General features: G+C 66.3%; 12 protein-coding genes. 7 read left to right on the top strand and 5 right to left on the bottom strand.

The genetic code is table 11. The features are described from left to right. The first annotated feature begins 11 nt into the window (after positions 1-11). The 3 genes from NO363_RS03205 to NO363_RS03195 all read left to right on the top strand — a co-directional run bounded on the left by NO363_RS03205 (position 12) and on the right by NO363_RS03195 (position 1,798). Entirely contained in the window at positions 12-791 is a 780-nt protein-coding gene (locus NO363_RS03205) for a helix-turn-helix transcriptional regulator (RefSeq protein ID WP_256686849.1), read from the top strand. A 108-nt stretch (positions 792-899) separates the two neighbouring features. Further along, complete coding sequence (locus tag NO363_RS03200; protein ID WP_256686847.1) at positions 900-1,532, top strand: DUF7344 domain-containing protein; 633 nt, start codon at positions 900-902, stop codon at positions 1,530-1,532. After that, a complete protein-coding gene (locus tag NO363_RS03195; protein ID WP_256686845.1) occupies positions 1,532-1,798 on the top strand; it encodes a hypothetical protein in 267 nt (88 codons plus the stop codon). The genes NO363_RS03200 and NO363_RS03195 overlap by 1 nt, the downstream gene beginning before the upstream one ends. Before the next feature lie 33 nt (positions 1,799-1,831). On the opposite strand, the gene NO363_RS03190 is transcribed toward NO363_RS03195, so the two are convergent. Continuing rightward, positions 1,832-2,152, bottom strand: coding sequence for a 2Fe-2S iron-sulfur cluster-binding protein (locus NO363_RS03190; protein WP_256686844.1), 321 nt, complete (start codon positions 2,150-2,152; stop codon positions 1,832-1,834). A gap of 105 nt (positions 2,153-2,257) precedes the next feature. Here NO363_RS03190 and NO363_RS03185 point away from each other — a divergent pair, with 105 nt between their 5' ends. Then, positions 2,258-3,625 (top strand): geranylgeranyl reductase family protein, encoded by a 1,368-nt coding sequence (locus NO363_RS03185; protein ID WP_256686843.1) that lies wholly within the window; start codon positions 2,258-2,260, stop codon positions 3,623-3,625. Here the strand turns inward: NO363_RS03185 and NO363_RS03180 are convergent. From NO363_RS03180 to NO363_RS03165, 4 genes are all read right to left on the bottom strand, one after another. Further along, complete coding sequence (locus NO363_RS03180; protein ID WP_256686841.1) at positions 3,622-4,536, bottom strand: hypothetical protein; 915 nt, start codon at positions 4,534-4,536, stop codon at positions 3,622-3,624. The two genes, NO363_RS03185 and NO363_RS03180, sit on opposite strands and share 4 nt — an antisense overlap. Then, the gene (priS, locus tag NO363_RS03175; RefSeq protein WP_256686839.1) at positions 4,533-5,711 is read right to left on the bottom strand and encodes a DNA primase small subunit PriS; all 1,179 of its coding nucleotides are present in this window, start codon (positions 5,709-5,711) and stop codon (positions 4,533-4,535) included. The genes NO363_RS03180 and priS overlap by 4 nt, the downstream gene beginning before the upstream one ends. Before the next feature lie 259 nt (positions 5,712-5,970). Then, complete coding sequence (locus tag NO363_RS03170; protein WP_256686836.1) at positions 5,971-7,674, bottom strand: glycosyltransferase family 39 protein; 1,704 nt, start codon at positions 7,672-7,674, stop codon at positions 5,971-5,973. Between the two features lie 6 nt (positions 7,675-7,680). Then, on the bottom strand, positions 7,681-9,561 hold the full coding sequence (locus NO363_RS03165; RefSeq protein WP_256686835.1) for a dolichyl-phosphate-mannose--protein mannosyltransferase: 1,881 nt from the start codon (positions 9,559-9,561) through the stop codon (positions 7,681-7,683). A 276-nt stretch (positions 9,562-9,837) separates the two neighbouring features. Here NO363_RS03165 and NO363_RS03160 point away from each other — a divergent pair, with 276 nt between their 5' ends. From NO363_RS03160 to NO363_RS03150, 3 genes are all read left to right on the top strand, one after another. After that, on the top strand, positions 9,838-10,584 hold the full coding sequence (locus tag NO363_RS03160; protein ID WP_256686834.1) for an FAD-binding protein: 747 nt from the start codon (positions 9,838-9,840) through the stop codon (positions 10,582-10,584). A 293-nt stretch (positions 10,585-10,877) separates the two neighbouring features. Continuing rightward, positions 10,878-11,237, top strand: a complete 360-nt coding sequence (locus NO363_RS03155; RefSeq protein WP_256686832.1) for a DUF7552 domain-containing protein — start codon at positions 10,878-10,880, stop codon at positions 11,235-11,237. Further along, positions 11,234-12,025, top strand: coding sequence for a DUF7260 family protein (locus NO363_RS03150; RefSeq protein ID WP_256686830.1), 792 nt, complete (start codon positions 11,234-11,236; stop codon positions 12,023-12,025). Before NO363_RS03155 ends, NO363_RS03150 begins: the two co-directional genes overlap by 4 nt. Positions 12,026-12,170 lie beyond the last annotated feature (145 nt).

Raw genomic sequence — 12,170 nt, 5'->3', positions numbered from 1 at the left:
CGTATTGATATATGAGTGCAATCGACACCATCGAACTGCTCGCACGGTCGGAGCATCGCGTACGGATCCTCGATCTGCTGTGCGAGAACGGCACGCTCGAAAAACACGTACTCGGAGATCGAATCGATGCCTCGCGGACGACGATCGGGCGGAACCTCGACGCACTCGAAGAGCAGGGCTGGATCAGTCGGACGAACGGGACGTGTACGATCACCCGGCAGGGCAAGCTGGTCGCGGAGGCGTTCGCCGATCTCGTGAGCGAAGTGGAGCTCACGGACAAACTGCGATCGTTCATGCGGTGGGTTCCCGACGACACGCTCGACCTCGATCTCTCGCTGCTCGCGGAGTCGAAAATCACGCTGGCACAGCCTGGCGATCCGTACGCGATGATCAACAAGCAGGTGCAGCTCATCAAGGAAACGGAGTGGTATCGGGTCGTGCTCCCGTTTACCGGACTGCACGCAACGGAGGCAGCGAACGAGCAGATCGTCGGAAACGGCGCGGAGGGCGAGCTCGTCGTCGAGCCGGATATCGCGGATCTCTACTGTTCGGCCCAGGAATACGCCGAGCTATTGAGAGAAATGGTGGCAACCGAGCGACTCGAACTGTTCGCCTACGACGGAACGTTGCCGTACTCGCTCGGAGTGTTCGACGACACAGTACAGATCGTCGTTGCCGAGGATGATGAACCGCGTGCGCTGCTGGAGACGACCAACGAAACGGTGCGTGAGTGGGCGTTGGAGCGGTATCGCAGCTACAAACGCCACGCCGACGGGTTCAGCGTATCGTAAACGTCCATCGAGAAATCACTCTCCAACAGAGAAGGCCACGCACAGCCGGTGTGCAGCCCTTGCACGCTGTGCAGGAAGTACACTAATACTGAATCCAACAAGATAGACATGGGCACGGCCACGAGCGACCCCCCGGCCGAACCGGACGTGACCGACGGACAGCCGTCGGTGGAGCCGGTGGGGGCGGACGAGAACGATCGGAGTGGCCAGAATCTCTCACGGGATGCGCTCTTCGATGTACTGAGCAACCACCGCCGACGGTACGCGCTGCACTCGCTCAAACAGCACGAGCGAACGGCGAACATCGGTGACCTCGCCGAGCAGGTCGCCGCATGGGAGAACGGCGTCCCGCAAGTCGATCTCAGCGCCGCCGAGCGAAAGCGCGTCTACACCGCCCTCCAGCAGTTCCATCTGCCGAAAATGGACGCTGCAGGCGTCATCGAGTTCGACGACGCACGGGGTACCGTCTCGCTCACTGACGCGGCCGACGGCCTCGACGTCTATCTCGATGTCGTCGGCGAGGACGACATCCCGTGGAGTCGGTACTACCTCGGCCTGTCGGCGATGGCGCTCGCGGGCGTCGGGGGCGTCTGGCTCACCGGCTTCGAGCTGATGCCCGAGCTGACGTGGGCCGCACTCGTCGCTGGCGTCGTCTTCGTCTCGGCGCTCGTCCACAGCTACTACGACCGACGGATGCAGCTCGGTGCGGCCGACACGCCACCGGACGCGCCGGAGCGCTGATGTATCTCGTTCGGACGGTCACGACGACCGCCTGCCGCCGAGGAGACGGCAACACGGTTTCGGATCGCCCACGCGAATCGATCGACGACAGTGATGCCGACCGCACTCCGTCGATGACGGTCGTTCGCGCGATCTCGCGACTCCCCGGCATTCGGAAGCGAGCACCCCGCCGGAACACGCTCGTCGTGTTCACCTATCTACTCCTCGCAACGTTTCTCGCCGGCCTGTTCGACTGGATCGTCGATACCGTTCCGCTCGCGCTGTAGTGTGCTTTGGCAGGCGGAACCCCGACCTGAGAATCAGTTGTCGGCCGGTGCGGGCTGGCCGGTCTCCGGCTCGATGCTCGGGGGGTATTTCCCCCGATCGAGCTTCAAATCGGAGAGCGGCCGCGCCATGCAGGTGAGGGCGTACTCCTCGGCTTCGCGCTCGGAGAAGCCGCGGGCGGCCGGCTGCGTGACCTCGCCCTCGACGATCTCGGCCGAGCAGGCCAGACACATCCCGACCCGACAGGAGTACTCCTGGGCGATCCCCTCTTCGAGACAGCGCGAGAGGATGGTCTCGGTCTCGGCGACGGTGATCGTCTCGCCGGTCGAAACGAACTCGACGGTGTGCTCGGTCATACACTCCACTCAGCCGGCCCCGACAAAACCCTTTACCCATGTCGGCCGACGGGATGACCGCGACGGGTGGGAAGAGTTTTCCACCCGCCCCTCGACCATCGCCCAATGCGAACGCACGAACCCGACGTCACCATCGTCGGCGCGGGGACCGCCGGCTGCTACGCCGCCGCAACCCTCTCGCGAGCGGGCTACGCTGTCGTCATCGTCGAGCGCAAAACGGCCGACGAGGCCGGCCACATCGCCTGTGGCGACGCGCTCAAGGGAGCCGACGCCTTCCCCGAGGCGATCCCGAAATCCCACATCGCACCCTCGTTCACCAACACCGCAGTCGATCACGGCCGCTTCGAGATCCCCCAAGAGGACGCCGTCCTCGACATCCCCGTCCCGGGCGAGCTCGCGGTCATCGACCGACTCGAATACGGCAAGCTCGTCATCGAGGGAGCCGAGCAAGCAGGAGCGGAGATCCACTACGACACCGTCGTCAACGACGTCCAACAGAACGACGAGCGCGTGACGGGACTGACGGGCAAGCGACAGGGCGAGCCAGTCGAGTACGAGAGCGAGCTCGTCATCGATGCCGCCGGCGCGCTCTCCGTTCTTCAGGACAAAGCCGATCTCGCGGACGCGACCTTCGACACCAACGTGAACTACTCGCAGTTTTCGTCCGCGTACCGCGAGATCGTCGAGGTCGACGAGCCCGTCGAGTGGCAGGACGCACTCGTGCTCAAGCCAACCCAGCGCGCGGCCGGCTATCTCTGGTATTTCCCGCGGACGCCGACCGAGATCAACGTCGGGCTGGGCTTCCAGATGAGCGAGGAACCGATGGAGCTCGTCGAGGCGCTGCGGCGCGATCTTCGCGAGCGCTCGGAGTTCAAAAACGCCACCGTCAAGGACAAGCTCGGCGCGGCACTCCCGACACGTCGGCCGTACGACTCGGGCGTCGCCCCCGGCTTCATGGCCATCGGCGACGCCGCCGCTCACGTGAACCCGACCACCGGCGGGGGCATCGCGGGAGCGGCCTACGCGGGCAAATACGCCGGCGAGGCGGCCATCGACGCCATCGAGGACGGTGACGTGAGCGAGGACGCGCTCTGGGAGTACAACGAGCGGGTGATGGACCACTTCGGTGGGCGCTACGCGGCGCTCGACGTCTACAACATCTTCGTCATGGCGACCGGCCTCAACAACCTCACCGGTCTGCTGGCCGCCCTGCCCGCAGCAAAGCTCTCGGACGCGCTCTACTCGGGCAGCGCGACGATCGATCTCCCGCTCAAGATCAGAACCGCGATCAAGAGCTTCGGCCACTGGAAGACGGTGTTCGATCTCTACGAGACGAAACAGGAGGCCGACCGCCTGCTCGATCACTACGAGGAGTACCCCGACAGTCCGGACGAATTCGAATCGTGGCAGGCCCAGCGCGACGGGCTGATGGACGTCATCTACGCGACAACCGGCGCGAGCGCGAAATACTAATCGAGTCGTTCGGCCGCGTCGCGCTCCAGAAGCGGCGTCACGTTCACGTCGGGCAGCGTCACCACGTCCTCGCTCGCGAGCTCGTAGGTCCGCTCGTCCGCGCCGAGGATTTCGCCGACATCGCGCGTGATGCGAACGGTCGTTCGCTCCGTTTCCCGCTCTGCATCGTCGTCAGCCGCAGTATCCCCACCCGATTCCGCGCTCGTGTCGGCCGTATCGGGCGAAGCCTGCACGGTTTCGGATGTGGGTTCGGCTGCCGATCCGCTCGACGGATCCGGCGTTTCACCCCCCATCACGTCGGCCGCGCTGACGCCGCCCTCTGCCTCCGGTGGAGATTCCCGTCCGCTCGTGCCCTCCGCAGCCTCCGATTCGACGGATTCGGGTGCTGTCGGCGGCTCCGTCGCCGCCGGCGAGGGCGCATCGACACCGTCGTGTGGACTCTCGTCGGGTGCTGTGCCGGATGTCGTGACGGCCGATTCGGTCTCCATCGAGCGGTCGGCATCGCTCGTCGCATCGGCGGAATCGTTGGCGAGAACGCCGTCGAGGACGTGCTCGCGGTTCGATTCGATCGCATCGACGAGTGTTCCAAACAGATCGCGCTCCTCCTCGGTGAGCCCCTCTTTCTCCGCGGGCATGCCGGCGGCGGCGAGACTGGCGAGTTTGACGAGTTTGCCGACGCGGCGCTCGTAGATCGCTTCGACGGTGTCCTCGGCTGTCTCGATGTCGTCGGTGAGTCGGCGAACCTCTGGTGCGTCGAAGGGGTCGTCGGCGGCGTCGGCCGCGCGCTCGCGTTCGGTTCTGAGCTCGGCGACGAACGCACCCACGTCGCTGTAAAAATCCTCGCGCAGATGCTGGAGGCTGTCCTTCTGGCGCTCCTTGCTCCGGGTCGACTGGAGATCTCCGAGGTTCATTCTTCGCCCTTCTCGGCGCTGCCACGCGTCATGAGGAACACGCCGACGTACTCCGGGACGTGAGATGTCCCCGCCGGCACCGTAAAGCTATCGCCAGCGAGTTCCGTGGTCGTTGCCTCCTCGCACTCGACGGTGATCTCCTGCCCACGGAACGTTTCCGGGATCGCGTCGACGAGCGGATCGAACCTCTCGATCTCGTCGCGTGCGAGTCGCTCGACGGAGAGCCCGCTGCCGCCGTGGAGGCTGCCCGGCAGGCGGATCAAGCGATTGGTGTCGGTGGTGACGGGTTCGTCGATCGGCGCGTTGTCCGCCGCGACCACTTCGGGGAACAGTCGCTGGGCGAGCGCGTAGAAGGCCGGATGGACGTCGACGTTTCCCGCCTCGATCTCGTCGCCGTTCGTCCGCGCGGCGCGCAGTGCAGCCGCGGCCTTGCCCTCGCCGATGCCGTCGAACTCTCGGAGGCGCGCGAGTGCGTCGTCCTCGTCCATGTCGAGCAGCTCGTCAACGAAGTCGAGGAGGTGGCGGTGGGCGCGTCGGCTCCAGCCGCCGGTCGTGTCGAGCGTGCGCTTCTGGGCCGGACTGCTCCGGCCGGCCGTGCCGCCGACCGCCTCGTGGGAGATGAGCGCGTCGATATCGAGCCCGATCCCGCGGACATAGTCGACGATCTCCCGGCGCGCGTCGCTTTCGAGCGGCTGGACGCCCGCGTCGCGGACGTGAACGTGGTAGCCACGCCCGCCCGAGAAGACGATCGTGAGCTCCCGAAAGCCGAAGTCGTTTTCCAGGAAGTCGAGCAGGCGCAACAGTGCGGCCTTGCACTTTGCGAGCATCTCCTTGTACGAGTCCACGCCGAGCTCCACGCTCGGAAGGTGGTCGGCGTCGAGATCGAAGACCAGATCGGAGCCGCGCCAGTCCTTCTCGGCCATCGAGTTCGCGCCGGGATCGTCGTATCGCCCCGCCGAGAAGTAGACGTGACGGGGGCGCTCGCGCGCGAGGAAATCCGGGAGGGAGCCGAGATCGAGCGTCGAGTTGTGGCGCACCATCGTGGTTCCGGGACCGGCGGTCCACGGGATATGGCCCCACTCGCGCGCGTCGGCGTCCGGCGGCAGCGTCGGCTCCGTTCGGCGGTAGTGGTCGCGAAAGCGCCCCCGGAGATACGCGCGCGTGCGCTCTTCCATCGGGCGACCCATTCGAGAACACCACGCAAAACGTTGCCGTCTCGCCGACGCCGACCGAACTCCACGTTCGCCATCGGATCGGACGATGGAGGGGTTCCCGTCGAATCAGTTCTGGATAGACGAGTAGTGGGTGGCTCGGTAAAGGGCCTCGTCACACGGGGCTCGGCGGGGGTAACGGTTCGTCATCGCCACCACTGGGGTCGAGCGGGGCGGCGGGCAAAAACGCTTCCACACCGCCGGGCCAGCGGCGATCCCATCGTCAGTCGTAGCGAAGCCAGATGAGCAGCCGCTCGTTCTCGCGGGTCTTCGTCGAGACGTTCCCCGGAACGCTGTGGAACGACTGCAGGCGGCCGAAGGTGACGCGATTCTCGTGGCCCTGCAGCCGCAACCACGACCGGACCGAGTGTGGCTGGAGCATCGTCGCCTTGTGCGCCCGCCCGAGTCGCTGCGGACGATAGTCGATTTTCGTGGGAACCCCGGCGATGGCGACGGGCGTCCCAGAATCGATCTCGCTCACCGAACGATCGATCTCGTCGAGCACCGACCGCGTGACGTCGCCCGTTTCACCCCAGCCCGAATCGGCGTACAGCAGCGGTGATGCGGCGAGCGACGGGATCAAGAGAACCAGCACGGCGACGACGACCAGCGCGTCGGTGTCCCGATCCGAAAACGTCCGCCATCCGTCGACGGCGGGAAGCGCGGCGTCGAGACAGACCGCGGCCAGCGCGAGCAGCGGGATGACGAAGAAATACGCGTCGCGGAAGGCGAACTGCTTGGCGAGGAAGAACAGAGGAAGCGGTGAGAGCAGCCACAGAAGGAAAAAGCCAGTCGAGCGGCCGGCGGTGAACGAGCGAGCAGAAGCGACGGCAGCCAATAGCGCGCTCGCGGCGGCGATGGCGAAGACGATCCCGGCGGTGTACCAGCCGGCGTGATCGATCGCATCGACCGACGCGAGCGGCGACGCGCCCGGAAATCGGGCGACGACGAGCAGAACGGCGAAGCCGGCGATGGCGACGACGAGCGGGAGGGCGCGCCGCGGGGCGATCCGGTCGAGCGCGCGATCGCGAGCGAACGAGACGAGCAGCGCCAGCGGGACGGCAGCCACGACGACAATCACGAGCGGCGTCGAAACACCGCCGATCGCGGCGAGAACGTCGGCCTGATAGACCAGCGAGAGCACGTACTGCACCGGAAAGAGGAGTGTCTGGGAGAGCGGTGGGTCGTGCGTGTAGCCACCGATGCCGCCGAGCACGGCGAATCGGACGGCGAGATAGCCCACCGCGACGGCCGCCAGCGGGGCCACCGCGACGATGGCGCGGCGATACGTCGAGCGTCGGCGCAGCGAGGGCCCGTCGAGCACCAGCCAGAGGAAGGCAAGCGGGCCGACGACGGCCGCGGTTTCCTTGGAGAACAGCGCGAGTCCGTAGGCCACGGCCGATCCGACGCGCAGCCGTCGGCTGTCACGGCGGACGCTCTCGACGAACAGCCAGAGCGCGAGCAACCCGAACAGGGCGAGCAACATGTCCTGCCGCCGCGAGATCGCCGGCACGACGTCGGTGCCGAGCGGGTGGATCGCGAACAGCGCACCCGTGAGCGCGCCGGCGCGGAGCGAGTCGGTGAGCGAGCGAATCGTGAGCACGACGAGCACGCTGACGAACCCGTGCAGCAGCAGGTTCGTGAAGTGGTAGCCGAACGGGTCGACGCCCCAGAGCGCGTACTCGGCGGCGTAGACGAGGTTGACGACCGGCCGGTAGAACCGCCCGGCATCGAGATAGGAGGTGCCGTACAGCAGTGGTTTCGTGAAGATCGTCCGGAGATCGGCGAGCGAGGCGATGCGACTCGTCTCGACGAGCGCGATCGAGTCGTAGGAGGTGAACCAGTAGCCGAGCGACTCGACGTGTGCCAGCACGGCCAGCGAGAACACGAGCAGCGCCGCGAGCGCGACGCCGTGTGATCGCTTCATCGGTGGTTACTCGTCGATAACGCGACCGGGGGTACTCCTCTTTGTGGTCGCCTCGCGATCCGTCGCTCGCCGAACCCAGACGAGGGTCGCCCGCTCGCGTACCTCGGCGTGGAAGTCGAGCTTGGGGAGATCGGAGACGGCCGCCGGCCGGACGAACCGAACCTGTGTGTCGGCCGTGTCGGTGAGCGAGAGCCACGCCTCAACCGAGTACGGCCGCAGCGGCGTCACCGATTGCGCGTGTGGAGACGACTGCTCGCCGGCGTCGAACGCGTTCGGGAAGCTCGCGACGTAGATCGGCTCGTCGCCGGGCGCGTCGTCGATCGTGTCGGCGAGGCCCGACAGCGAGCGTTCGTTGAGCGCGCCCGCCGAGCGCCAACTGTCGCCGGCGTAGAGAAGCGGCGATGCACTGACCACGGGAACGAGCAGGAGGAGAACGACGGCGATACGCGCCACGTCACCGGTGGGCAACGCGACGGTGTGGTCGCTTCCGAGTGTGCTGCGGGCGGCGGAGATCACTCGCTCCAGGGCGGGAACCACCACCAGCGCGAGCGCGGCCATCGCGGGTGCGGTCGCGAGATAGGCGTTGCGTATCCCAAATCCGAAGGTGAACGGCTTGCTCGCGACGAACCCCCGCGTGCCGAGCAGGACGATCGGCACGAGGATCCAGCAGGCGAAAAACGCCAACTGTCGGCATCGCAGGCCGTCGATAACGATACTGTCCGCGAACAGCGCGGTGGCGAGACCGGCGAGACAGGCACCGACGAACAGCAACCCGGCGAGGTAGCTCCCGAGAGGATCGGCGACGGCCGGTAACGCCACCGAGCCAAGCGATTCGCCGGCGAGCACGAGCGGGATGCCCGCGAAGCCGACGACGCTCGCGACCGGTGTGAGCGCCCGCAGCGAGCGAAAGCGACCACGATGGAAATAGCCCCGCCGGAGCAGCGTCATCACCGCGACTGCACCGACGATCAGCACGATGGCGACGATGACGAGCGACGGCACCCCGACGGAACGCAACGCCGGTAGCTCGACGACGGCGTTCTGCGGGACGAACAGCCAGAGGAGATATTTCACACCGAACAGGAGTCGATCGGCGAGCGTAGCGCTCGTCGGGACCGCGTAGCCGCCGAGACCGCCGAGCACGGCGATGCGGACGGCGAGATACAGCGCCGTGACGGCGACGAACGGGCCGATCGTTCCGACGAGGGTTCTGACGATCCGCGTTGGACGGTCGCTGTCGCGGTCGAGTAGTACCCAGACGATGGCTAGAACGGGAACGACGAGCGCCGTCTCCTTCGCGCCGATCGCGAGCGCATAGGCGACCAGCGCGCCCACGAGCCCGCGATGGCTCGTCCACTCCCACGGGAGTCGCTCGTCCGGCGGGGTCGCACGATACCAGCGGACGAAGAGGGTGAGCGCGGCCAGCACGAAGATCGTCAACAGGGTATCCTGTCGCCGTGCTGTCACGGGGACGACCTCGGCGCTGACTGGGTGGATTGCGAACAGCGCCCCCGCGAGCGCGCCGACCGCCCGACGGCGTGTGATTCGAGCCGCACAGACGGCGACGAGTCCGGCGGCGATCGTGTGCAGGAGGACGTTCGTGAGATGGTAGCCGACGGGGTTCAGCCCCCAGACGGCGTAGTCGATGGCGTAGCTGAGCGTCGAGATCGGCCGGTAGAACAGCGCAGTGGCGGTGAAATCCGAGCCGGCCATCAGCGGTTGGGCGAACAGTGCGGCGAATCCGGCGGGGTCGGTCGCACGGCTCGTCTCGATCAACGGTAGCGTGTCGCTCGCGACGAACCAGTAGCCGAGCGTTTCGGCGTGAGCGAGGAACGCGAGCGACACGACCGGCAGGAGCCACCGCCACCGGCCGGACCACGAGCGCATACGTCGAACAGAGCTAGTCGGCGCGCATAAGTGGGTCGAAGTCCGCTTCGGCAAGCGATCGGTCCCCACAGCTCGTTCGAAAGCGGGTTTCGACCCGTGGGAATCGGTTCGGTCGTCCCGTGGACAACTGTTTTCGTGATCGTTCTCGAACATCGGCCAACAGTATATCGATGCCGAGGAGATCGAGCGTCGTGGCGCGGCGGGTCAGCGGGCGCTCCTGAAACACATCGACAACGATCTCATCCGTGAGCACGCAGCAACCCTCGATCAGCAACGATGACTGGCAAATCGGACGATCACAGCGCGTACAGCGTCGTCATCGTCGGCGGTGGCGTGGCGGGCCTGTCAGCGGGGATCTTCACCGCACGACACGGTCTCGACACGCTCGTCGTCGACGGCGGCGACTCGATCATGCGACGGAACGCCCATCTGGAGAACTATCCGGGCTTTCCCGCCGGCATCAACGCCCGATTGCTCCTCGAAATGATGAGAAAGCAGGCCGATGGGGCCGGCTGTGATCGTCGCTCGACCGAGGCGACCGCCGTCGAGGCGAAAGCGGATGGTTTCGCGGTCGAGACGGCCAGCGACGACCGCTATCACGCCGAGTACGTCGTCGCCGCGACGAAAAACGCCACCGACTATCTCACCGACGTCGACGGAGTCGGGATCGTCGATCGCGGGAAGACCTACGTCGAGACGGACGAACGCGGGCGGACGGGCGTCGAGGGGCTCTACGTGGCGGGCCGCCTCGCCGAGAAACCCCACCAGGCGATCGTGGCCGCCGGCCACGGTGCCGAGGTCGCCGTCACGCTTCTGGAGGACGACGACCGCCCGTTCTATCACGATTGGGTCGCCCCCGAGGGCTATTTCACCGATCGCGAGCGAGAGCTGCCACCCGGTGTCGAGGAAATCGGCGAGAAGGAACGCCGTCGCCGGGCGGATGCGTCACGGGAGACGCTGCGCGAGCACGTCGCCGAACCACATCCCGACGAGCAGCAGACACATCCGAGTTTGGAGGACTGATCCCGTCGAGCGCTGAGTGAGGTTTGCGAATCGGCGGCGATGTGGGTGAGTCTCACGGTGGTTTTACATGTCTTTAGGCCGACCTAAAGTGCATGGTCGATACCAGAGTCGCGGTTCCAGTGTGCGGCGGAACGGGCACGGCTGCCAGCACGCTCGTTCGCGATGGGGTGTTCGCGGGCCGTGCGAGCCGAATCGGTGCCGATAGCGCGACGAGCGGATCGAAGACAACGGATGAAGCCACGACGATCACCGATTCGCGACTGTCCCTTCGAACGACACGAAATCAACCATCGATGACCGAACCCACGCTCGACGATCTCCGCGCTCGAATCGACTCCCTGGCGGCCGACGTCGGCCGGTACACCATCGTCTGCGCTCGCACCGGCGCGCGACCGGTGCCGATCGCCGGGCGACAGTTCCCCGATCGGGAAGCGGCCACGCGGGCCGCCCGCGCCGCCCAGCGCTACCGCATGCGGCTGCGCCGCTACGACCCCCGAGTGGCCTACCACGATCTCATCGTTCGTGAAGCGATGGCCGCCGGCGAGGATCGAAACACGTGCACGGCGACGAGCCGTGACTGGCAGTACCGGTTTTGGGCACTCGCCGACCGCGAACTCGCGCGCCTGCGTGCGGCCCGCGGGGGCGAGCCATGACTGTCGAGACCCATATTCGACAGGCGATCGATCGCGTGCACGAGGAGCAGGCGGCCATCGACGGGAAACAGGCGGCGTACAAGCGCTTCGTCACCGGCGTCGAAGGGGTTGCCGTCGAGACGCCGACTTCCCAGCGGGGCGGGCTCCGAACCGGCCCTGCCGCCACGGTGGCGGCGAGCTCGTCGGGTGGATCGAACAGTCGCCGGCAGGTCCGTGAACGGTTCGCCGAGACGGTTCGCCCGCACAGCACTGCGGACGTCGACGATCCCGAAACGCTGCTCGAAACGATCGGGGCCGAACTCTCCGAGCAAGTCGCGATGGCTCTCGCGCCGCAGAACATGACGGGGTTCACCGCCAACCTCAAGCAGGGCGTGCTCTCCGAGGCGGCACAACGACGCCACGAGCTCCGGGCGATGGAGCGGGCGCTCGACCGCGAAGAGACGTCACTCGTCGCGGCGAACGACGCCATTGACGAGCTGCTGGCGTGGATCGTCGACGCGAACGAGACGGCGCTTACCGACTGTGGGTTCGCGGCGCTTCGAGCACGACACGAGCGCTTGGACGGGTTCGATGACCAATGCGGGACGATCGCTCACGAGCGCCAGTCGCTGCTGCACGCGACCACCAGTGTCGACGCACAGGTCGGCATCACCCAACAGGAGCTCGTGAACTGTCTCTACGACGGGTTCCCGGTGGCGTATCCCGTTCTCTCGACGATCGTTCGGGTCGAACAGATCTGTGACGAGTGCCAACGAGCGATCCGAGCGCATCTGGTGCGACGGGTGTGAACGAACGATCGACAGAACGGCTGCCATCCCCGCGAATCACACACGTTTCGAGGGTTCACTCATACTAACTAATACATCGCGGAGCGATCACGCGATAGATGCATCGTCTCCTCACTCGGCGGGATATTGGGAGTCCGTAATTCGT

It is taken from the genome of Halococcus qingdaonensis (assembly GCF_024508235.1).
GTDB classification, from domain to species: domain Archaea; phylum Halobacteriota; class Halobacteria; order Halobacteriales; family Halococcaceae; genus Halococcus; species Halococcus qingdaonensis.
The sequence above is the reverse complement of the archived record's forward strand: the minus strand, read 5'-3'. Positions and strand labels throughout refer to the sequence as shown.